Origin of the sequence: Mycolicibacterium wolinskyi (genome assembly GCF_002101965.1) — a bacterium.
In the GTDB taxonomy this organism is placed as follows: domain Bacteria; phylum Actinomycetota; class Actinomycetes; order Mycobacteriales; family Mycobacteriaceae; genus Mycobacterium; species Mycobacterium wolinskyi.
Window position 1 is genome coordinate 187,694 of record NZ_LQQA01000013.1, and the last position, 22,000, is coordinate 209,693.

At 65.1% G+C, this 22,000-nt stretch carries 24 protein-coding genes; 9 read left to right on the plus strand and 15 right to left on the minus strand.

All coding sequences use genetic code 11. The annotated features are described in order from the left end of the window. Positions 1–9: 9 nt before the first annotated feature. The 8 genes from AWC31_RS12930 to AWC31_RS12965 are packed head-to-tail and all read right to left on the minus strand — an operon-like array spanning position 10 to position 9,177. A complete protein-coding gene (locus AWC31_RS12930; RefSeq protein WP_085144624.1) occupies positions 10–1,533 on the minus strand; it encodes an MCE family protein in 1,524 nt (507 codons plus the stop codon). Beyond that, positions 1,533–2,711, minus strand: coding sequence for an MCE family protein (locus AWC31_RS12935; protein WP_085144801.1), 1,179 nt, complete (start codon positions 2,709–2,711; stop codon positions 1,533–1,535). Before AWC31_RS12935 ends, AWC31_RS12930 begins: the two co-directional genes overlap by 1 nt. 8 nt (positions 2,712–2,719) lie before the next feature. Further along, a complete protein-coding gene (locus AWC31_RS12940; protein WP_085144625.1) occupies positions 2,720–4,192 on the minus strand; it encodes an MCE family protein in 1,473 nt (490 codons plus the stop codon). Then, a complete protein-coding gene (locus AWC31_RS12945) occupies positions 4,189–5,271 on the minus strand; it encodes an MCE family protein (protein ID WP_085144800.1) in 1,083 nt (360 codons plus the stop codon). The genes AWC31_RS12940 and AWC31_RS12945 overlap by 4 nt, the downstream gene beginning before the upstream one ends. Then, a complete protein-coding gene (locus AWC31_RS12950; RefSeq protein ID WP_085144626.1) occupies positions 5,271–6,302 on the minus strand; it encodes an MCE family protein in 1,032 nt (343 codons plus the stop codon). The genes AWC31_RS12945 and AWC31_RS12950 overlap by 1 nt, the downstream gene beginning before the upstream one ends. Beyond that, a complete protein-coding gene (locus tag AWC31_RS12955; protein ID WP_085144627.1) occupies positions 6,299–7,492 on the minus strand; it encodes an MCE family protein in 1,194 nt (397 codons plus the stop codon). Before AWC31_RS12955 ends, AWC31_RS12950 begins: the two co-directional genes overlap by 4 nt. 13 nt (positions 7,493–7,505) lie before the next feature. Further along, complete coding sequence (locus AWC31_RS12960) at positions 7,506–8,351, minus strand: MlaE family ABC transporter permease (protein WP_085144628.1); 846 nt, start codon at positions 8,349–8,351, stop codon at positions 7,506–7,508. Between the two features lie 13 nt (positions 8,352–8,364). Then, positions 8,365–9,177, minus strand: a complete 813-nt coding sequence (locus tag AWC31_RS12965; RefSeq protein WP_085144629.1) for an MlaE family ABC transporter permease — start codon at positions 9,175–9,177, stop codon at positions 8,365–8,367. Positions 9,178–9,451: 274 nt separating this feature from the next. Between AWC31_RS12965 and AWC31_RS12970 the strand changes: the two genes are divergently transcribed. Together AWC31_RS12970 and AWC31_RS12975 are read left to right on the plus strand one after the other, a co-directional pair. Further along, a complete protein-coding gene (locus AWC31_RS12970) occupies positions 9,452–10,225 on the plus strand; it encodes an SDR family NAD(P)-dependent oxidoreductase (RefSeq protein ID WP_085144630.1) in 774 nt (257 codons plus the stop codon). A gap of 41 nt (positions 10,226–10,266) precedes the next feature. Beyond that, entirely contained in the window at positions 10,267–10,719 is a 453-nt protein-coding gene (locus AWC31_RS12975) for a hypothetical protein (RefSeq protein ID WP_085144631.1), read from the plus strand. A 14-nt stretch (positions 10,720–10,733) separates the two neighbouring features. On the opposite strand, the gene AWC31_RS12980 is transcribed toward AWC31_RS12975, so the two are convergent. After that, a complete protein-coding gene (locus AWC31_RS12980; protein WP_085144632.1) occupies positions 10,734–11,303 on the minus strand; it encodes a TetR/AcrR family transcriptional regulator in 570 nt (189 codons plus the stop codon). 53 nt (positions 11,304–11,356) lie between these two features. Between AWC31_RS12980 and AWC31_RS12985 the strand changes: the two genes are divergently transcribed. Beyond that, positions 11,357–12,028: a class I SAM-dependent methyltransferase gene (locus tag AWC31_RS12985; RefSeq protein WP_085144802.1), complete on the plus strand. Its 672-nt coding sequence runs from the start codon at positions 11,357–11,359 to the stop codon at positions 12,026–12,028. A gap of 13 nt (positions 12,029–12,041) precedes the next feature. Here AWC31_RS12985 and AWC31_RS12990 read toward each other — a convergent pair whose 3' ends face one another. The 5 genes from AWC31_RS12990 to AWC31_RS13010 form a co-directional block, all read right to left on the minus strand. Beyond that, positions 12,042–13,109, minus strand: a complete 1,068-nt coding sequence (locus AWC31_RS12990) for an MMP endo-(1,4)-3-O-methyl-alpha-D-mannosidase (protein ID WP_067854876.1) — start codon at positions 13,107–13,109, stop codon at positions 12,042–12,044. 7 nt (positions 13,110–13,116) lie between these two features. Then, positions 13,117–13,839 (minus strand): class I SAM-dependent methyltransferase, encoded by a 723-nt coding sequence (locus tag AWC31_RS12995; RefSeq protein ID WP_067854872.1) that lies wholly within the window; start codon positions 13,837–13,839, stop codon positions 13,117–13,119. Then, a complete protein-coding gene (locus AWC31_RS13000) occupies positions 13,833–15,080 on the minus strand; it encodes an MMP alpha-(1->4)-mannosyltransferase (RefSeq protein ID WP_085144633.1) in 1,248 nt (415 codons plus the stop codon). The genes AWC31_RS12995 and AWC31_RS13000 overlap by 7 nt, the downstream gene beginning before the upstream one ends. Before the next feature lie 134 nt (positions 15,081–15,214). Further along, positions 15,215–15,673: a PPOX class F420-dependent oxidoreductase gene (locus AWC31_RS13005; protein WP_085144634.1), complete on the minus strand. Its 459-nt coding sequence runs from the start codon at positions 15,671–15,673 to the stop codon at positions 15,215–15,217. Continuing rightward, positions 15,643–16,203, minus strand: a complete 561-nt coding sequence (locus AWC31_RS13010; protein WP_085144635.1) for a hypothetical protein — start codon at positions 16,201–16,203, stop codon at positions 15,643–15,645. Before AWC31_RS13010 ends, AWC31_RS13005 begins: the two co-directional genes overlap by 31 nt. Before the next feature lie 104 nt (positions 16,204–16,307). Here AWC31_RS13010 and AWC31_RS13015 point away from each other — a divergent pair, with 104 nt between their 5' ends. From AWC31_RS13015 to AWC31_RS13040, 6 genes are all read left to right on the plus strand, one after another. Then, positions 16,308–16,619 carry a hypothetical protein gene (locus AWC31_RS13015; protein WP_276008352.1) on the plus strand — a complete coding sequence of 104 codons (312 nt, stop codon included), beginning with the start codon at positions 16,308–16,310 and terminating at the stop codon, positions 16,617–16,619. 96 nt (positions 16,620–16,715) lie between these two features. Next, the gene (locus tag AWC31_RS13020) at positions 16,716–17,516 is read left to right on the plus strand and encodes a DUF427 domain-containing protein (protein ID WP_085144637.1); all 801 of its coding nucleotides are present in this window, start codon (positions 16,716–16,718) and stop codon (positions 17,514–17,516) included. Positions 17,517–17,621: 105 nt separating this feature from the next. Then, entirely contained in the window at positions 17,622–19,469 is a 1,848-nt protein-coding gene (locus tag AWC31_RS13025) for a hypothetical protein (RefSeq protein ID WP_085144803.1), read from the plus strand. An 8-nt stretch (positions 19,470–19,477) separates the two neighbouring features. Beyond that, positions 19,478–19,645, plus strand: coding sequence for a hypothetical protein (locus tag AWC31_RS37395; protein ID WP_198538970.1), 168 nt, complete (start codon positions 19,478–19,480; stop codon positions 19,643–19,645). Then, positions 19,642–20,085 carry a hypothetical protein gene (locus AWC31_RS13035; RefSeq protein ID WP_085144639.1) on the plus strand — a complete coding sequence of 148 codons (444 nt, stop codon included), beginning with the start codon at positions 19,642–19,644 and terminating at the stop codon, positions 20,083–20,085. The genes AWC31_RS37395 and AWC31_RS13035 overlap by 4 nt, the downstream gene beginning before the upstream one ends. Beyond that, on the plus strand, positions 20,082–21,368 hold the full coding sequence (locus AWC31_RS13040; RefSeq protein WP_085144640.1) for a hypothetical protein: 1,287 nt from the start codon (positions 20,082–20,084) through the stop codon (positions 21,366–21,368). Before AWC31_RS13035 ends, AWC31_RS13040 begins: the two co-directional genes overlap by 4 nt. Here AWC31_RS13040 and AWC31_RS13045 read toward each other — a convergent pair. Beyond that, entirely contained in the window at positions 21,365–21,931 is a 567-nt protein-coding gene (locus AWC31_RS13045; RefSeq protein ID WP_085144641.1) for a TetR/AcrR family transcriptional regulator, read from the minus strand. The two genes, AWC31_RS13040 and AWC31_RS13045, sit on opposite strands and share 4 nt — an antisense overlap. Between the last annotated feature and the right edge of the window lie 69 nt (positions 21,932–22,000).

A 22,000-nucleotide genomic window follows, 5' to 3' on the forward strand; every position in this document is an offset into this window, starting at 1 on the left:
CGGCCCGAATCACTTGGGCAGCAGGTCTTCCCAGTTCTTCGGGGCCGGCGTCACCAGGTCAGGCTGGCGGTACACGTTGCCGTCCGGGGTCGCGTATTGCCCCGTCTGCGGGTTGTACGTGGCGACCGCCACCGATGGGCCCGGTTGTCCGGGCGCAAAGGCACTCGGCGCAGCCGGTACCGCTGCGTCCGCCGGCGGCGGGGGCGGTACCGCTCCACCCTGCGGAGGCGGCGTGCCTTCGATCGGTCCGTAGATCTGTTCGTCGAGGGTGACCCGGTCATCGGGCGGAACGCCCTGGGCGATGAGATTCGGATCGACCGGATACGGCCCGGTCACATGCTGACGCATCGCCAACGGCTCGAACGGCTTGTCACTCTCGCAGATTTCGACGGTCGGCGCCCGCTTGCCTGGCTGCCCCATGCACGGGAAGTTACGCGCACCACGCACCCCGATCGGGGAGTCCTGCGGCAGCTTGCAGTACAGGCCGTCGGGAGTATCGACGTCGCTGAGATCGGCCGGTGATCGCCATGACGAGGGCGGCAGGAAGCCAACCGTGCAGGCCGGCGGATCATTGAGGGTGAGAGTGAACTCCGCCAGCGCCATACCAGTCGGATTATTCAGCGACGAGCCATAGGACTGCGTGGCAGCAAGGTAGGGCGGCAACAACACCAGCAGTTGCTCGATCGACGGGTGATAGGTCACGCCGATCTGCCCGACTGTGGTCAGATTGGCCAATAGCACCGGCAACGTCGGCTTGATCTGTTCGAGCAAGCGAGAGGCTTCGTGGGCAGTTCCGGAACCGGTTTGCAGGATGGTCCGAACCGCAGGGTCGTCATCCGCCACTTGCTGCGTGATCCCCGCCAGACTGCGCGCCCACGTCCGAATCGCGTCGACGCTATCGGCTTGTCCGTCCAGCAGTGGCTGGCTGTCATCGATCAGCGCGCGGGTGTTGTCCCCGACGCCGTCGGCGTCGGCGGCCAGACGCGCCGACGAGTCGAACAACGAACCCAGGTCGAATCCAGCTCCATTGAGTGCCTTGTGCGATTCGTCCAGCAGTCCACTGAGCTGGCCTGAAGGGATACTGTCGACCAACGCGCCCATCTGGTCGAGCATCGGCCCGACTGGCGGTGGGATTGAAGCGTTCTCGGCTGTGATGACCGAACCATCCGCGAGGTACGGCCCGGCGTCGGTACGGGGCCGCAGGTCCACGTATTGTTCGCCGACCGCGGACACGCTGCGCACATCGGCCTGCACGTCTGACGGAATCTTCGGCGACGTCTGCAGCGACATCGTGATAACAGCGCCGTCCCGGGTCGGCTCGATCTCGGTGACCTTGCCGACTTCGACGCCACGATAGGTGACATTGGAGAACCGATACAGACCACCGGTGGTCGGAAGCTCCAATTTGACTGTGATCCGGCCGATTCCGAGCAGCATCGGAGCCTGCAAGTACACGAACACCATGGTGCTTACACCAACCACCGAGGCAATTGTGAAGATGATCAGCTGAGTGCGGACAAATCGGGTGAGCATCAGTTGCCTCCACCATTGCCGGTAGTCGCGCCGGTTGGTCCGTCGATCAGGGGCGGTATGGTAGCGATCTCGCGAGGCACTGGTGTCACTGGAGCCTTGAGCGGGTCCAACGTATAGGACGAGTACCAGGGGTCGCCTGGAGCGGGCACCAACGAGGCTCCCGGCTGCCCCCACCGTGTCCCGAGGAGAAGGCCACTTTTGAGCCGCGAGATCGTGAAGTCGAAAACGATGAACTGGTTCATGTAGTCGCCTCGGATACCGCGATCGATGAACTCCTGGGTGTAGGGGTAGGTCGGCAGGTACGACAACGCGGTCGCGAGATCGGGTCCCACGTCGGCCAGTGCGCGCACCGTCGGTTCAAGGTTCTTCAAGTTGCGCACCAGATCCGCCTGAGAATCATTGATCAGCTGATGTGCCGTGTCGCTGAACGCACCCAGCTTCTCCAAAGCGGTTGTGATCTGTGGTCGTTGCTCTACCAACACTTCGAGAGCCGGTGGTATCCGGTCCAGCGCTTTGGTGATGACGTCGCGTTGCCCGGCCATCGTGCCTGCGAGCCGGTTCATCGCCGCGATGGTCGCAACGATGTTGTCGCGCTGGTTGTCGAGCATCCCCACCACAGAGTTCATCCGAGTGAGGAGGTCACGAATCTGTATGGCATGACCGTCGAGCGCGGCATTGAAGTTGTGAACGATATCGCCGATCTGGGTGAGACCACCCCCATTGACGACTGTCGACAGCGACGACAGTGTCTGCTCGGTCGACGGATACGTCGACGAACGGTTCAGCGGAATGGTGGAACCGGCCTGCAGTCGCCCAGTGGGCTCCTCACCTACAGGTGGATCCAAGGCCAGGTGCATGGAGCCCAGCAAGCTCGTCTGCCCGACCGTGGCAACTGCGTTGGCCGGCACGACAACATCAGGCTCCACCGACACCTCGACGTCGGCGTGCCACTCGTCGACAGTCATCCGGCCCACCGCGCCAACGACAACATCGTTCACCATCACTGGTGAATTGGATTCCAACGTGCCGACATTGGCGACCTCGACATGGTAAGCCACGGCACCCGAACCAGTGCCGACCGTGCCGGGCAACGGCAGCGCATTCACTCCGTCGAACGCGCACCCCGAAGCGGTGAGAACGGCACAGCACGCAGCAGCCACCCGACTACGCGTCGACATCCGCGCGATCACGGTGTGCCCTGAGTCTGCTGCGGCGCTGGAGCAGCCTCGGCGGGCAAAAGCATGCCCTCCAGATTCGAAGGAGTCGGTGCAGGCGCTGGTACCGGGACGCCCGGGGGAACTGGCGCACCGGGGAACAACGCCGGCTGCGGGTTGGCCGGGAGCCCGTCGGGCGTGTACGCGCCGGGCGGATGAGCCGGATCAGTCCACCCGGGCGGCGGCGGGATATCGCCCGCGCCGGTGTATGCCGATACTGCCGGTGGCACTTCCGCCGGCGCTGGCTGCGTACCGCCGCCCCCTGGCGCCAGGGCCGGATCGGAGTAAATGACATTCTGTGGAGCCGGTGCCAGATACGCGTTGAACGGCATGGGCAGGTAGTTGAAGTTCATCAACCGCAGCGCCGGCCCGAGGTACTGCGCGCACGACTTCGCCGCTTCGTCTGCTGTGACGTTCTCAACGGCACCGATAGCGGAACAGACAGCCGCCACCGGATTGGCAAAGTTGTTCACAGCGAACGACCCTCGCGGTCCTCCGGTGTCCGGATTGTAGATGTTGTATCCGTTGACGAGAGCGTTCGGCGCCGCGTGCAAGACGTTCTTGAGCACCATGCTGTTGTCGGCCAGCGACTGAGTGACGTTCGCCAACCGCTTGACTTGCTCAGCCGTACGGTCGCGAGTTCCGGAGATGAACCGTTTGACCTCGCCGACTGCACTCGACAGATCGCTGATCGCCGCGTCAAGATCCGAGCGGCTGCCGTCGATCACACTCGTCACCTCGGCCAGCCGACCCTGAAACTCCACGATCTGAACATTGCTGTCGCGCAAGGCACTGACGAACGTCTGCAGGTTTTTCAGGATGTCGACGATGTTCCCACTGCCATCAGCGAGGACACGCCCCACCGCGGACAACTGACCGATCGTCTCGCGGAGCGAGTCGCCGTTACCCGCCATAGCGTTCGCGGCGGAGTCGATGAACCGCCCGAGCGAGGTACCAGATACTCCACTGCTCGGCCCGAGATCTGTCGCCAGCCGGGTGAGTTGCTCTTTGACTTCGTCCCATTCGACCGGTACGGCGGTGCGGTCGCGACCGATCTCAGCGCCGTCGGCCATCGTGGGACCGCTTGCCGCAGCGGGCGACCCGTAGGCTGGAGTCAACTGCACGTAGCGCGCCGAGACCAGGTTCTGCGCAACGATTATCGCTTTGGCATCGACCGGTATCGGCACTTTGCGATCGATAGCGAGCGTGAGTTTCGCTTGCGTGCCTTGTGGCTCGATGGCTTCGATGGTGCCGACTTTTACACCGACAACTCTCACCTCATCACCCGGATAGATCGCGGTCGCCGAGCTGAAGTACGCAAAGATCTTCATGGGACTGAAGGACTTTTGGTAGACCAACAAACCCAAACCTGCCACTGCCAAGGCCGCCAATGCGATCGCCAATAACTTGGAGGTTCGCGGAACGAGCTGCGCTTTGGCAATCATCGTGATCCTCCAGGAATGCCATTGACGGGGAATGGGAGCTCAGCACGCGGACCGGCGTTGTCGGGTGGCTGTCCTGCATTGACGCCTCGACGGAAACCGAGTGCGTAGTCCAGGAACGGTTGGATCGAGGAGCCGGGTAGGAGGTTGGAGACGAACCCGTTGTAATAGAAGCCGTTGTTCACAGCCTCCCCCTGAGTAAGCTGGTACTTCGCAAGCCCGGACAGGGAGTTCGTGAGGTTATCTCGATTGCGCTCCAGCATTTCCGACACTTTGTTGAGTTTTTCCAGCGTCGGTGCGAGTTCCTGTTCGTTGTCCGCGACCAAGCCAGACAGCTGCTGAGCGACTGCCGACGTGCTGGCAAGCAGGTTCACGATCACGTAACGACGCTCCTGCAACACGCCGAGCAGATCGTTGGCGTTGAGGATTAGCCTGTTGACCTCCTCGCTACGCTCAGATAGCACCCCCGTGACATCAGCGGCGCTGGTGAGCAGGTTGGCCAGTGACTCGTTTCTGCTGTTGAGTGATTTCGAAAGGCGCGTCACGCCACCGAATGTCGGGGCGAGCTGGGGTGCGACGCGCTCGATCGTCTCCGATAGTGTGTCCAGCGACTGGTTGATCGCCTGGGTATCGGTTCCAGCGGTATTTGAGGTGAAATCGCCCACCGCGTCGGTAAGTGAGTACGGCGACGACGTCCGGGTGAGCGGGATGACACCGGAAGAACCGATGCTGCCGGTGCCGCTGGGCTCCAGCGCCAATACCCGTTCCCCGAGCAGGGTGCCGGTCCGAATGTGGGCAGTTGTGTCCTTACCCAGTCGAATCTTGCCGTCCACTGCGAAAGTCGCCACCGCATGGCCGTTTTCGAGTTCGACGCTGGACACGGTGCCGACGGTGACGCCCGATACCTTCACTGCGTTGCCAGCCGACAGCCCGCCGGCTTCGGCGAATTCGGCATGGTAGCGAACCGAGGTCGCCATCGACAACAGCTGTTGTGGCTGAAGACCCACGACAATTACGAGCATGATCAGTACCAGCCCGAGGAGGCCGGCACGGACAAGTGAAGATCCACGATATTTGTGCATCAGGGCTCCGCGCACCTTCCGGTGTTCTGAACAATCCACGGGAAATAGGCGGTCCGTCCTTGGAGGTCGGTTACGCGCACTGAAATACCGCAGAGGTAGAGGTTCAGCCAACTGCCATAAGAGCCGAGCCGCACCAGTTTGCGGTAGTTGGCCGGGGTCTTTTGCAAGGCGAGGTCGAGTCGTGCCAGGTCGTCGTCGTTGGCCAGCAGCGGCGCCAGGCGGTTCAATTGGTCAACGGTGCCCGACAACGGCGGCCGGGCCTGAGTCAGAAGATCAGCAAGCGACGCCGTCCCGTTGTCGAGCGCGGTGATCGCATCTCCGATCGGGTCTCGGTCGGCGGCCAGGCCCGAGATCAGTTTCTCGAGGCGATCCACGGTTCCGGAGAACTTGTCTCCGTCCTTGGCGACAGTGCCCAGGGCGTCGTTGAGGTTGACGATGAGCTGCTCGACGGTCTGGCCGTTGTCGGCAATCGCGTTGGTGAACGAGGACGTCCGAGCGAAAAGCGATTCCACGTCTCCGCTCTGGCCCTGGAGAATTTGGATCAGTGAGCCGGTGAGCGCGTTGACGTCCTGCGGATTGAGTCCCTGGATCACCGGCTTCAGACCGCCCAGCAGCAAGTCGAGATCAAGGGCCGGGTCCGTGCGGTCTGTTCCGATGCGCGACCCCGGCGGCTGAATTCGGCTGGAGCCCGGCTGATCGACGAGTTCGAGATAGCGATCACCGACCAGGTTCAGATATCGGACCGCCACACGTGTGCCATCGGTGAGCCGAATCGTGTCGTCGGCATCGAAGGTCACCAGCACGGTGTTGTCCGGTTGCAGCGCAACATCGTGAACGGTGCCGATGCGGATGCCGGCCACTCGCACCGAGTCTCCCGACTTGAGACTGGACGCGTCGGTGAACACCGCCGAATAGTCGTGGGTCGAACCTGATCGGTACTGTCCGAAGATCGCGAACAGAACGCCGGTTACCAATGCCATCACCACGCCGAAGATCCCGAACTTGACCGCGGTCTTACCCACACTCGTCATCCCGGCTGCCCGATCTGTGCGGAGTTGCGCGGCGGCCCGTCGATGGGTCCGAACAACATCTGTTTGAGACCGTCGGAATTGAGCAGGATGCCCTGGTTCCCGTACTGCGCGGGATTGGCGTTGACGTCGGTGATTACGAACGGCGGACGCTTCTGGAAAGGCACCTTCGGCAGGTCGGTGCATTGTGGACCGCCCTTGGCCGCGACCTTGGGCAGGTTCGCCGGGTAGCGGTAGCGCTCCTGGCCGAGCACGACGGTCTGCAGCAGCAGCCCGCCGGGGACCGGGCTGCCCGGCGCCTTGGCGAGCTGGACTGCGCCGCCGAGCCCACAGGTGAGCGCCTGGTGGTACTGATTGGTCAGATCCGTGGTCGGTGCCAGCAGTTGCACCACGTTGGTGATCGCCTGCCGGTTGGTGCCCACGACGTCATTTCCGGTGTCGGACAAGCCGATCACACTGATCAGCAAGGCGTCGAGATTGTCCCGCTCCTCCACGAGTGTCCGGCTGACTGTGGTGGCGGCGTCAACCGTCGCCATCAGATCCGGGGCGGCATCGGCGTATGCGTTGATCACCTGCGGAGCCACCGCGAGCTCGTGCTCCATGGTCGGCAAGCTCGGGTCGATCTTCGCCAGGAACTCATCGAGGTCGGTGAGCATCTGGCCGATCTGGTCGCCGCGGCCGTCGAGCGCCGATGACAATGCACTGAGGGTGTCGTTGAGTTTCGCCGGTTCAACCTTCGCCAGTACCGACGATAGTTGCTCGAATACGGTGTTGATCTCCACTGTCACGTGGTCGGCCGAAAGCACCTGCCCCGCCTGTATTGATTGCAGCGCAGGGTTTTCCGGCGGTACCAGTTCGACGAACTTCGAGCCGAACACCGTAGACGACGCGATGTCGACAGTCACGTTGGCCGGGATCGCATCGAGGTGAGACCGGTCCAGCGCCAGGTGAATGGCGGCCTGGCCGTTTGGCAGCGACTCGATGGAATCGACCGAACCCACTTGCACCCCATGCAACTTCACTTTGGCTTCGGGGTTCATCACCAGACCGGCCCGGTCGGAGAGCACCGTGACGGGAACTGTCTTGGTGAAGCTTCCGCGGAACAGCCCGACCGCGACGGCGACGATCGCCACGATCACCGCCATCGTCGCGAATCCGGCTACCGGGCGAATCACGTCAGATCTTTTCGTCATCTTGTTGCTCCCCCTAACCCGACAGGTTGAAGTTGCCGTTGGAGCCGTAGATCGACAGCGACACCAACAAGGTCACCGAGATCACCACGATGAGCGAGGTACGCACGGCGTTGCCAACGGCAACACCGACACCGGAGGGCCCACCCGCCGCGAAGTACCCGAAATAGGTGTGCACCAACAACACTGCCAGCGCCATGAGGATCGCTTCCAAGAAGGACCACAGCAGGTCGATGGGGTTCAGGAATGTCCCGAAGTAGTGTTCGTACAGACCTGCGGACTGACCGAACATCACGACGGTGGTCAGCTTGCTGGCGGCAAAGGACATCATGACCGCGATGGAGTACAGCGGCACGATCGCGACCATCCCGGCGACGATGCGCGTACTGACCAGATACTCGACCGGCCTGATACCCATCGTCTCCAGGGCGTCGATCTCCTCGTTGATCCGCATGGCCCCGAGCTGGGCCGTCACCCCTGCGCCGAACGTCGCCGCCAAACCGATACCGGCCACCACCGGTGCGGAGATCCGCACGTTGATGAACGCCGCGAGGAATCCAGTCAACGCCTCGATGCCGATGTTGCCCAGTGAGCTGTACCCCTGGACCGCCAGTGTTCCTCCGGCGGCCAGCGTGAGAAACCCGACGATCACGACCGTTCCACCGATCATCGCCAGAGTTCCTGCGCCCATGCTGATCTCGGCGATCAGCCGGATGACCTCTCGCCGGTAGTGCACGGCCGCGTGCGGCATGCCTGCCAACGCCCTGCCGTAGAACAACGTGTGGTCGCCGAGCCGATTCGCGACCCCGATGGGTTTACTCAGCTCTCTGGTGAGGCGCGGGTAAAGCGCACGTACTGCCATCGCTCCGTCCCCGCTATCCGGTCGTCATCCGAATGCCGATAGCCGTGACAACCACGTTGACGACGAACAGTGCCATGAACGCGTACACCACGGTTTCGTTGACCGCGTTACCCACTGCCTTGGCACCGCCGCCGGCGATCGTGAGGCCGCGGTAGCAGGCGACCATCCCGGCGATCAGCCCGAACAAGGCAGCTTTGACACACGAGATGAGCACCTCCGGGATACCGGTGAGCAGTGTGATACCCGCGGCAAACGCGCCGGGATTGACATCTTGGATGAACACCGAGAACGCATAGCCGCCGAGAATGCCGATGATCACCACCAGGCTGTTGAGCAACAGCGCGACCAATCCGGACGCCAGCATGCGGGGAGTGACGAGTCGCTGAATCGGGTTGATACCCAACACTTCCAGTGCATCGATCTCGTCACGGATGGTGCGAGATCCGAGGTCGGCACACATCGCAGTCGCACCGGCCCCCGCGACGATCAGCACCGTCACCATCGGGCCGACCTGGGTTACCGCTCCGAATGCCGCGCCGGCACCGGAGAGATCGGCCGCCCCGAGCTCCCGCAACAGGATGTTGAGCGTGAAACTGACCAGGACCGTGAACGGGATCGCCACCAGGAGTGTCGGCATGAGCGACACGCGTGCGACGAACCAGGACTGCTCGAGAAACTCTTTGCCCTGGAACGGGCGGCGAAATGCGAACTTCACCGCGTCGACGGACATCGAGAACAGTCCGCCGACGGCCTGCAACGTTCCCGACATGCCCGCACCGAACGCAGGCAGCCCGGTGGACCAGCGGTCCGCGGCTTTGTTAACCATCTGTCGCCGAATACTCCATCACGATCTCACCTTGGAATGATTCGGCAACCTGCCGATCTTCGTGGACGCCCCACCTTGGCAGCCGTAGGGTGACCGGGAACACAGCTCGTCCCACCCACCGGGAGGCACCTCGACAGCGGAGCCCCCTGGGACGCAACGTAGTCGGAGCCGGGTCCCGCCCATCGTCCAGAACAGCTAATGAACAGGGAGTTGCACAGTGCCTGATCTGCCGTCCGAACCTACACCGGCCCTGTCGAGGTACTCCAACCGCCGGGTGCTGATCACCGGTGGTGGCTCAGGCATCGGACAAGCGAGCGTCTTGCGGATTCTCGCCGAGGGAGGCCAAGTGGTGGCCGCCGATATCAGTGCCGAAGGCCTGACCGACACCACCGCGAAGGCAGGCACATTCGGCGAGCGGTTGAAGACTGTCGAAATGGACGTGGGCAAGGAGGACTCGGTGCGGGCCGGTGTCGCCGACGCAGTCAAAACCCTGGGTGGGCTCGACACTCTCGTGAACGCTGAGGGCATACTGCGCTCGGGGCATCTCGCTCAGACCACCCTGGCCGAGTTCGAACAGGTCCTGCGGATCAACCTTACCGGCACCTTCCTGGTGACCCGGGAGGCGATCGGCCCGCTGCACGAGGGCAGGGGCCCGGCCGTGGTGAATTTCAGCTCCACCTCCGCGCACTTCGCACACCCCTACATGGCGGCCTATGCGGCGTCCAAGGGTGGCGTCCTGTCGATGACCCATGCCTGGGCGTCGGAGTTCGCGAAAGCCGGTATTCGCTTCAATTGTGTTCAGCCAGGGTCGATTTCGTCCGGCATGACAGACGGATCCGGCACGTCACGGCAGAGCGTCGGACCGGGCCTGCCGGAGGACGCCGACTACAGCCTCTTCGGCAAAGTCGCGCCCATGCTCCCGCTCGACGGCGGGGCCATCTTCGCCGGGCCGGATGCGGTCGCCAGCGTGGTGGCGATGCTCGGCAGCGACGATGCGTACTTCATCACCGGCACCGAGGTCCGCATCGACGGCGGATCACATATGTAGTCGATGGCTTTCGACGACCGGATCACCTACGGAGACATCGCATGCAGATAACAAGGGCGACCATGGTCCTGGCAGGCGTGCTGGCCATGGGCGGCCTCTTCTCCCCTCCCGCACACGCCGGGCCGCTCTATGCGAACTATCAGTTGATCATCCCGGAGCGGTATGACTTTCATACCTGGACCTGGGCGATTTCCTTCTGTGTCCCCGAAGCGCCAGATTGCGTGCAGGTCAATGCCATCCCGATGCCGATCGCGAAGGCATTCGAGTACCGGGGCAACGCGTACGTGGCAGACGGGCGCTACACCATGACCGTCGACGTCCCGGACGGGCTACGGTGCGGCAACGTCTATTACGGCCCGACGATCCCGACCCGCGACGTGTACTCATGGGACTCGGCGACCTTACGAGGAACACTCAATTCCTCGTTCGCAACCGGTTGCGACGGCGCACCGGGTGGGACCCGGACCTACCCGTTCTCGCTTATTCGGCTCTGACTGCCACCGACGTCTCAGCTCAGCACCAGGCGCGCCGACTTCTCCAGCCGCCGTGCGATATCCGGGTACGACTCGTATCCCATGCCGGCCCATACGAGGGTTCCGGTGTAGAGCAGCTCGAGTGCCTCGATCACGTCGCCGTCCACGTCCGGCCCGAGCGCCGCGACGAGACGCAGCCGGATGTCGGCGCCGATGCGCTGCCGCAGAACGTCGACATCGGGATCCTTGCCGAGCAACGCATTGGTCACCGCGCCGGCGAACTCGGGCTCGTCGGCGACCAGCGACGCGATGTGCTGCAGTACCTCGACGACCCGGGTCGCCGGATCGGATGACTCATGCACCGCGGGCGGCGAGGCCGACAGCCGACGCCAGAACACCTCGGCGACAAGGTGTTCCTTCGACGAGAAATAGGTGTAGGCGGTCGCCGAACCGACGCCTGCCTCGGCAGCCACCCGGCGCACGGTCAGGCCGGGGAAACCCTCGCGGCTGATCAGCTCCACGGCGGCCCGGCCCAGACGTTCGACGGTGTCAGCCTGCCGTGCGCTCAGACGACGGCGAGTCGACTCCAGAGCCGGATCGGACACGTGTCCGGACGCTACTACAACTACGGGTGACCAGCAACGGTATGTTGTCACCCATGAGCCCTGCCGACACCGCGTTGCCGCCGCGCGCCGAGCGCTTGTTCACCCTGGCCGAACAGGTCATCGGCTTCATGCCGGCCGACGAGGGCCGTGCGCTGTACGACGCCGCGGTCGCCTACCTCGACGGCGGGGTCGGGGTCGAGATCGGCACCTACTGCGGCAAGTCGACGGTCATGCTCGGCGCGGCGGCTCAAGAGACGGGCTCGGTGCTCTACACCGTCGATCACCACCACGGTTCCGAGGAACACCAGCCCGGCTGGGAGTACCACGACACCACGCTCGTCGATCCGGAGACCGGCCTGTTCGACACCTTGCCCACGATGCGGCACACGCTCGACGCCGCGGGTCTCGACGAGCATGTGGTGGCCATCGTCGGCAAGTCCCCGATCGTCGCGCGCGGTTGGCGAATGCCGTTGCGGCTGTTGTTCATCGACGGCGGGCACACCGAAGAGGCGGCGCAGCGCGACTTCGAGGGGTGGGCGCGCTGGGTCGAGGTCGGCGGCACGCTGATCATCCACGACGTCTTCCCCAATCCGGACGACGGCGGGCAGGCGCCGTTCCACATCTATCAGCGTGCGCTGAACACGGGAGCGTTCCGGGAGGTCTCGGCGACGGGTTCGATGCGCGTGCTGGAACGCACCTCGGGCACACCGGGCGAACTGGACTGACGCCCCGGCCGGTCTAGTTGACCACGCACTCGCAGTCGTACTCGCCTTCGAGTCCGCGTGGCAGGCCCTCGCCGCGGAAGATGCCGCTCGCGGCAGTTGTCGACGAAAGCGCGTCGGCGGCCAGGATCATCGCCGCACCGGTCCAGGTGGTGCGCTCCTCGGGCCAGCGCTTGCCGTCGGCGAAAACCAGCCCGGTCCAATAGGATCCGTCGGCTTCCCGCAGGTGGTGCATGGCCGCGAACTGCTCGTGGGCACGCCGGGTATCGCCGATCGCGTCGAGCGCCATCACGAGCTCGCACGTCTCGGCTCCGGTGACCCACGGCCGGTGGTCGACGCAGCGGATACCGAGGCCGGGCACCACGAAGTCATCCCAGCGGCCGTCGATCCGGCTCCTGGCGGCATCGTCGAGCAGGGCACCGCCGAGCACCGGGTAATACCACTCCATCGCGTGAGTGTCCTTGGCCGCGAACGCTTCCGGGTGTTCGGCGATGGCGTGGCCCAAACGGCCGACCGCGACCTCCCATTCCGGTTGCGGATCACCCAGGTAGTCCGCGAGGGCCAGCCCGCAGCGGATGCTGTGGTAGACGCTCGCGCATCCGGTCAGCAGCGCTTCCTCGACCGGGCCGGAAGGTGTGCTGGCCCAGTAGATTTCGCCGCCGGGCGCCTGCAGCCCCAGCACGAAGTCGATCGCTCGGGTCACCACGGGCCACATGGTCTCGGCGAATCCGCGATCGCCGGTGACGAGGACGTGGTGCCACACCCCGGTCGCGACGTAGGCGCAGAAGTTGCTGTCGCTGTTGGCATCTTCGACGACCCCGTTGCGCAGCTGGATCGGCCAGGAGCCGTCGGCCCGCTGGACGGTGCGGCACCAGTCGAACGCCGCGCGCGCCGGTTCGATGAGCCCGGCCACGGTGAGCGCCATGGCGTTCTCGACGTGGTCCCACGGATCGGTGTGGCCACCGTCGAACCACGGCAGCGCACCTGAGGATTCCTGGGTTGCCGCAATCGACCGCGCGGTCTGCAGGCAGTCGTCCGGCGTCAACACACCGGGCACGCCCGGGAGCTCAGGCAAGCGCAACATCCACCACCTACTTGCCGTGGCCCGGCTTGACGAAGTACAAGGCCACGCTCTTGCCGATGAACGGGTTGAGCAACGACTCCGCGGTACGGGTGAGCCACGGCCGGCCCATCATGTCCCACACGAGCAACTGGTGGTAGGCCTTGACCGCCGGGTGATCGTTCTTGTCCGTCCCGACAGCGCATTTCAGCCACCAGTACGGCGAATGCAGGGCGTGCTCGTGGTGGGTGTGGGTCAGCTTGAGACCGTGGGCGAGCACTTTGTCGCGAAGTTCGTCGGCCTTGTAGATCCGGATGTGGCCGCCCTCGTTGGCGTGGTACTCGTCGGACAACAGCCAGCACACCTTCTCGGGCAGCCAGCGCGGCACCGTGATCGCCAGCGAGCCACCAGGTTTGAGCACCCGCACGAGTTCGGCGATGGCGCGGTCGTCCTCGGGGACGTGCTCGAGGATCTCCGATGCGATGACGCAGTCGAACGTGCCGTCGGAGTATGGCAGATCCAACGCGTCGCCCTTGACGGCCTCGCCGCGCGCGGAGAGGGGGACCTCGCCCTCCTCGCGCATAGCCTGCAGCATCGTGTCGACGTCGTTCAGATCGGACACGCTCTGGTCGAATCCGATCACGTGCGCGCCCCGCCGGTACGCCTCGAAGGTGTGCCTGCCCGCGCCGCAACCGACGTCGATCACCGACGTGCCCGGGCCGACACCGAGCCGGTCGAAGTCGACGGTCAGCATGGCCCCACCTTCTTCCCCATCCGTTCGCGAGCCAGTTCGTAAACCGACACCGTCTGCGCGGCAACCGATTCCCAGCTGAAGACATCCAGCGCCCGCTGCCGTCCCGCCGCGCCCAACCGGCGGCGCTCGAGCGGCGAGTCGAGCAATTGGCCGAGCACCGCGGTGAGTTCGTCGACATCGGCCGGGCGCACCAAGCGCGCACATTCGCCGTCCGGGCCGACCACTTCGGGCAGGGCGCCCGCGCGGCTGGCCACGATCGGGGTACCGCTGGCCATGGCCTCCACCGCGGGCAGCGAAAAGCCTTCGTAGAGCGAAGGAATACACGCGACCTCGGCCGAGGCGAGCAGGCCGGCCAGTTCTTCGTCGGTCAGCCCGCTCGAGCTGTGCACGATGTCGGAGATGCCGAGCTCAGCGATCAGCTTCTCGGTCGGGCCGTTGGGTTCGAGCTTCGACACCAACTGCACGTCGAGGTTACGTTCCACGCGGAGCCGCGAAACCGCGTGCAGCAGATGGCTTATGCCCTTGAGCGGTACATCGGCACTGGCGATCGCGATGATGCGGCCGCTCACCCGCTGCTCGGCGGGTTTGAACAGCTGGGTGTTCACGCCGAGGGGCACGATGTGCAGCTGCCCCGGCGCCACGCCGAAGTCCTCGGCGATGTCGGCTGCCGACGATGACGACACCGTGAGCAGTTCCGGGATCTGCCGCGCGACCTTCTTCTGCATCTCGGCGAATCCATACCACCGGCGCACCAACGGTTTACGCCACCACTTGGCCGCGGCCACGTCGACCACGCGGTCACGCGTGATGGGATGGTGCACGGTCGCCACCACCGGCAGTCCCAGCCCGGCGATCTTGAGCAGATCGGAACCAAGGCTCTGATTGTCGTGAACCACGTCGAACTCATCGCGCCGCTCGGCGAGGATGCGCGCGACGCGCATCGTGAACGTCCGCGGTTCCGGGAAGCCGGCCGTCCACATCGTCAGCAATTCCAGCGCGTCGATGCGGTCGCGGATCTCGCTGGGCCGCGGAACCCGGAACGGGTCGGGCTCCCGGTAGAGGTCGAGGCTCGGGACCTTGGTCAGCGTCACCCGGGGGTCGAGACCCTCCGGGTACGGCTGGCCCGAGAACACCTCGACGTCATGGCCGAGTTCGGCGAGGCCGCGGCTGAGATGACGCACATAGACGCCCTGGCCGCCACAGTGGGTCTTGCTCCGGTACGACAGCAATGCGATGCGCATATCAGCTCACCCGGCGTCCGGAATCGCGCTGAACTGGGAAGACGCGCTCACGCGCCGACTCCGAAACCTCTGGACATGTGTCCAGACTATAGTTTGACGTGCTAGCCGACGCAACGCGTTCGCCAGCTATCGGCTCACCGCGGCGGCGGGAAGCCACCGGTCGCGACCGGACCCCAACGCGTCGGCGTGATGCGGATGAGGCACTTGCCCTGATCCACCATCGCCTGGCGATACTCCGCCCAGTCGGGGTGTTCGCCGGAGATGGACCGGAAGTAGTCGACCAGCGGTTCGACCGCGTCGGGCAGGCCGATCACCTCGGCATCGCCGTCGATTTGGACATACGGCCCGTTGAATTCGTCGGACAGCACGGTCACGCTCGCCCGCGGCGTACGGCCGATGTTGACCGACTTGGCTCGCTGCGGGTAGCTCGCGATCACGATGCGGCCCTGCTCGTCCACCCCGCCCGTCACCGGTGAACTCTGCAGCGACCCGTCCGCCCGGAAGGTCGTCAGCACCATCCGGTGCCTGGGTCGCACGAAATCGAGAAGCTTGTCGATACCTACTACGTCTGCGGTCGCATAGTTCCTGGCCATGCCTCGACGCTAGTGGGAAGTACGAACGCAAACGGCCGCGCGAAGCCCAATCCGGTTATGCGGGCCTCCCGCACCGCCGCCACGCGCACAGCGATGACGCGGCCCGAGGACGGCTCGTAGCACTGCAGCGCCTCGTCATTCGCGTCGACGATCAGCACCCAGTGCCGCGGTATGCCTCTTTCGCCGATCAGCATCGCGACCGGCAAGCCCGCCGCGACCGCACCGCGCACGTCTGCCAATGCGTCACGCCTGCCCCGGAACCGCCGCCAGCGGTAGGCGACCCCGCGGGCGGCGGCCAGATCGGTCAGCGCCCGCGCCATGCCGGCCGGGGTCGTGCCGAGCCGGCGCGGCCAAACCTGATTGACCGATGCGTGGATGCGGCCCTGTTCCCGCGCGAACCACTCCTCGCCGTCGGGTTGCAGCACTCTGGCGCGGTGGGCCGGGTCGAGGAGGGTGCCCGCGACGATCGCGACGGTCGGACCGCATGTGATCCCGTCGCGCTGACGCAGCCGCCATGACGCCGGTCTCATTGTCCGCACACAAATTCTGACATCGGTCAATAAATTTCTGCCACCGGAAATTAAAAGGCCTGACCTGGTGGTTTATCAGGACATAACGCAGCCTAGCGAAGAGGATGAGAAGGAGCGCGAAAGTGCAGAAGATAGCGAAGGGGCTCGGGGTGGCCACCATCGCCGCAAGTGGATTGGCCGCCGCGATCATCGGCTTGGCCGCACCCGGCCATGCCGCGCCGGCCGGACCCGACAACGCCCAGCAGACCATCAGCCAACTGCAGCGGCAGGGCTATGTCGTGATCGTCAATCGGCTCGGTTCGGCGCCGCTCGATCAGGCCACCGTCGTGGCGATCCGGCCCGGCCAGAACTACAGCCGTACCGACACGCTCAACTCGAGCGTCACGCAGCGCACGGTCTATGTCGACGTGAAGTAGCGCCGGCGAAAACCAGAGCCCCTGCCACCAGGCAGGGGCTCTTTGCTTTTTCCCGACCGGCACGCACAACCGCCCGAGGCGGTCGATAATGGAGAAATGGCAGTGAAAATGGCCGATCTCCTGGCGAGCCACCTGCAATCGCTGCGATATCAGCCGACTGCCAAACGAATTCGAGCCTGCATGGGCGGCGAGCCCGTTGTCGACACATGCGACGCCGTACTGGTGTGGGAACCGCGCCGGGTGGTGCCGACCTATGCGGTGCCGCGCGCCGCGCTCAGCGCGCAGCTCGTCCCGGCCGGTGGCGATTGCGGCGACGACGAGATACCGGGATTCCTCGATCCGTCGGTGCCGTTCACCGCGCACACCGCCCCCGGCACATGTTTCGACGTCATCGCCGGCGAGGAAACCGGGCCCGCGGCAGCCTTCCAACCCGACGATCCCGACCTCGCCGATTTCGTGATCCTCGACTTCGCGACCTTCGAATGGCGGGAAGAGGACGAGCCGATCGTCGCGCACCCGCACGACCCGTTCCACCGCATCGACATCCGGCGCAGCCGCCGCACCGTCCGCATCGAACTCGACGGTAAGGCCCTCGCCGAATCGTCGCGTCCGCTGCTGTTGTTCGAAACCGCGCTGCCGACGCGGTTCTACCTGCCGCGCGAGGACGTGGCGACGGCCCTCGACCTCAGCAAGACCGTCACGTACTGCGCGTACAAGGGCCGTGCCAGCTATTACTCGCTGCCGGGCGGACCTGCCGATCTGGCCTGGACCTACCACGAACCCCTGGTCGACGCCGAACCCGTGCGCGATCGCATCTGCTTCTTCGACGAGCACGTCGACGTTTTCGTCGACGGCGAACGGTGCGACCGGCCGGTCACGTCGTGGAGCAGAAAGTAGCTATCCAGGCCTCGCGGTACCGCGTACCTCTGTTTCGGCTAGCTCAGTTCTGGCAACATTACCCACCGGTAGCATCCGTTCGGGCATAGTCAGTGGGTGGGGATCATGATCGGTTCGTCGAACGTTTCGGTCAGCGCTGCAGCAGGCACCGAGGGCGGGGGCGCCGCACTCGACCAGGTGATCGGTATGTCGGTCGTCGCGATGGTCGTCACGGTCGCGCTGCTGTGGATCGGCTACCTGCACCGGCAGCGCCGCATCACGTGGCTCAACAACTTCGCCGAACGACTCGGGCGCAAGTTCCACCGGCCGCCGTGGGTCGCGCTGCAGGTGTTCCTGTTCACCGCGACCATCATCTGCGCGCTGTTCGGCTTCATCTGGGACGTCAGTCTGCACATTGGGAAGGGCCGCGACGCCGGGCCACTGGCCAACCCGGCGCACTACTTCATCCTGATCGGCCTGTTCCTGCTGTTCATCGCCGGCTCCATGGCGATCGTGCTGCCGTACGAGAAGCCCGGGCCTGCCGCGATCCGGATCACCCGTAGTTGGTACGCACCGGTCGGCGGTGTGCTGATGGCGTTGTGCGGTCTGTACGCCCTGATCGGTTTCCCGCTCGACGACGTCTGGCACCGCATCTTCGGCCAGGACGTCACGCTTTGGGGCCCAACGCATTTGATGCTGATCGGCGGCGCCGGGCTGTCACTGATCGCGGTGCTGTTGCTCGAACACGAGGGCCGGGTGTCGATGGGCTCCGAGATCGCCGACGACACGAAGTTCAACAAGTTCCTCTACTACCTGTCGTTCGGCGGCCTGTTCATCGGGCTGTCGGTGTTCCAGATCGAGTACGACTTCGGCGTCGAACAGTTCCGCCTGGTGCTGCAGCCGATGATGATCGCCGGTGCTGCGGCGATGGCGGCCGTTGCGGCCAGGCTCGTACTCGGGCCCGGCGGCGCGCTGATCGCTGCGGGATTGGCGGTCCTGCTGCGCGGTGCGGTTGCGCTGATCGTCGGCCCGGTGCTGGGTGCGCCGACCAGTTGGTTCGCCCTATATCTGGGACCGGCCCTGGTGGTGGAGCTGCTGGCGCTGACGCCACTTGTCAAGCGGCCCATCCTGTTCGGCGCGATCGGCGGGCTGGGCGTGGCGACCGTCGGGCTGTGGCTGGAGTCGTTGTGGATCGGCGCCGTGTACCGCTACCCGTGGCCCACGAGTATGTGGGGTGAGGCGCTGGCGATGGCGATACCCGTAGCAATCGGCATGGGATTGTGCGGTGCGCTGCTCGCGCTCGTGCTCACCGGCCAGCGGCTGCCGCGGCCTGCCGCAGGCATCTCGATCGTCGTGGCGACCGTCCTGGTGATCGGCGGCGCGGTGGCCAACGGCCTGCGCACCGAGGTACCCGAAAGCGCCAATGCGACAGTCACTTTGACCGACCTGCCCAGTGACACCGACCAGCGGATGGTTTCGGCCGATGTGCAGATCACCCCGGCGAACCTGGTCAGCGACAATCCGGAATGGGTGTCGATCCTGGCCTGGCAGGGCGGGCTCGCCAACGAGCGGGGCCTGGTCGTCGACCGGCTGGAGAAGGTGGGCCCCGGCCACTACCGCTCGACTCAGCCGATCCCGGTGTCGGGCAGCTGGAAGACGGTCCTGCGGATCCAGGACGGCACCACGATGGCCGGAGTTCCGGTGTTCCTGCCCGCCGATCCCGGTATCGGGGCCGAGGAGACGCCCGCGCAGGCTTCTGCGACCCGGGATTTCGTGCAGGAGATCACGCTGCTGCAGCGCGAACGCAACCTGAACCACCCATCGTGGTTGTTCAACGTGGCTTCGCTGGTGGTCCTGGTGTGCACGCTGATTCTGATAGCCGCACTGACGTGGGGCGCGGGCCGGATCAACGCGCGAGAGCTGGCCGCGGGCAGCAAGATCGACGAGCCACGGCCGGTGCAGCCACAGACGTGATAGCTGCCGTGACCACCTACCAAGCCGACCACACGTTGCTGCTGGCCTTGCCCGCGTTTGCGCCCGCCGTGGTGGTGGTCGGGGTGGTCGTCTACATCGCGATGCGGGACCGGCGGAAGGGAGACGTGGCTCACAGTGAAGGTGAGGACGACGCAGGCCAAGATGGTTCACCGTGACCAAACGTAGAAGCAGTTTCATCGTCGTGGCGACCGCTCTCGCATTGGTGACGGCCGGTTGTGGCGGATCGGAGAATTCCGATGGCACGGGCAGTGCGGCGAGCAGCCCGGCCACCCCGTCAGAGTCCACCGTCAGCCCGTCGGACATGACCGATCAGCAGCAGGCGCCCAACCGACTGGTGATCGACGTGACCATCAAGGGTGGCGAGGTGACCCCGACCAACGCCCAGTTGCAGGCCAAGGTCAAAGATCCGATCGTGGTGCGGGTCAACAGCGACGCCGCCGACGAACTCCACGTGCACTCCAATCCCGAGCACACCTTCAAGATCGAGCCACGCAATGGCCAGCAGTTCCAGTTCACCGTCGACGTTCCCGGCACCGTCGACATCGAACTGCACCAGCTGAACCGCGTCATCGCCAGCGTGCAAGTGCAGCAGTGACTTCGGACCGGACCGCGCTACTGGCCCATGGCCTCGGCGGTTCGACCGATCTTCCGGTTCCGTACACGTACGCGCTGATCGGTGCGGCGTGGACGCTGACGTTCACCTTCGCCGTCGTGGCCCTGGCCTGGCGGCGGCCGAGATTCGATCCCGCGAAGCCGGGACGGCCGCTGCCGGGCTGGGTGACGGCCGTGGTGGACTCCCCCGTCACGCGGTGGACGGTCGGCCTGCTCGCGCTCGCGTTCACCGGGTGGGTCGCGGTCGCCGCGTTCTTCGGGCCGCAGGACGCGTCGAATCCGCTGCCCGGTGTCTTCTACGTGTTGTTGTGGGTCGGCCTGGTCACGCTGTCCCTCCTGATGGGTCCGGTGTGGCGGGTCATCTCGCCCGTGCGAACCGTGTACCGGCTCCTGCCGCATACCGATCGCCGGTATCCCGAACGCCTCGGCTACTGGCCCGCCGCCGCGGGCCTGTTCGCGTTCGTGTGGCTCGAGCTCGCCAGCCCGGATCCGGGATCGCTTGCGGCCATCCGCAACTGGCTGCTCGTGTATCTGGTGGTGACGTTCGCGGGCGCGGTGTGCTTCGGTGAGCGATGGTTGTCGCACGCCGACCCGTTCGACGTGTACAGCATGGTGGCGTCGCGGTTGTCGCCGCTGCGCCGGTCCGACGGCCGCATCGCGATCGGGAACCCGTTCGATCATCTGCCGTCGTTGCCGGTGCGGCCAGGTGTCGTCGCGGTGCTCGCGGTGCTGCTCGGCTCGACGGCATTCGACAGCTTCTCGGCGATGCCGCAATGGCGCAATTTCGTCGACGACAACTCCGGTTCGGCGCTCGAAGCCTCCCTGATCCGCACGGCCGGATTGCTGGTGTTCGCCGCCACGGTGGCGGGGACGTTCTGGTTGGCCGCCCGCGCGACCGGCGGGGTCGACCGCGAACGCCGCCGCGAGCTGCCCGGCCTCATGGCGCATTCACTCATCCCGATCGTGATCGGCTACGTGTTCGCCCACTACCTGTCCTACCTCGTCGAGAAGGGCCAGCAGACCGTCATCCTGCTGTTCGGTCTCGAGGGTGTCGAGGTCAATTACTTTCTGTCGCAACATCCCTCGCTGTTGGCGACACTCAAGGTGGGCTTCGTGCTCGCCGGTCACGTGGCCGGGGTGATCGCCGCGCACGACCGCGCGCTACGGCTGCTGCCCAAACCGAACCAGTTGACCGGGCAGCTCGCGATGATGCTCGTCATGGTGGGCTACACCTTCACTGGGTTGTACCTGCTGTTCGGCGGTTAGAGTCCGGCGGCGGTGAGCAGCGCCTCGGCCGCAGCGCGCCCCACGTCGCCGCGGCGCGCGTCGTTGAACACCATGGAACGGCTCGCGACCCCATCGGTGAGGATCGCGAGCTGCTCGGCCAGGTGTTGTGGATCCTCGGCCCCGAGGTCGCTCAGCAACTCTGCGATCCGAATCGTGAAGGCCTGCTTACGTTCCCGGGTGTAGGCGTGGGCCAGGCTGTCCGGATCGGGAAACTCGGTGGCCGCGGCGACGAACGGGCAGCCGCGTACCGGGCCGTCGCGACGCGTCGGCACCGTGAACATCGCCAGGATGCGCTCGCGGGCAGGCACTTCGGCGTCGTAGAGGGCGCTCTCGACGGTCAGCCCGGATTCGTAGACGTACTGCAGGTACGTCACCACGACGTCGTCCTTCGTCGGGAAGTGCGCGTACAGAGTGCGTTTGGACACCGGCGCCTTCGCGGCGATCTGCTCCATCGTTGTCGCGGTGATGCCCTGTGCCTCGAACAGCGCGGCGGCGGCCGCGACGATGCGTTCTCGGCCTCCACGACCGCGCGGTGTGGTCACGCAATCAGTATACGTTGACGTTTACTTTGCGCGGACTACCCGGTAGGGTCTGCGATGTAAACGCAAACG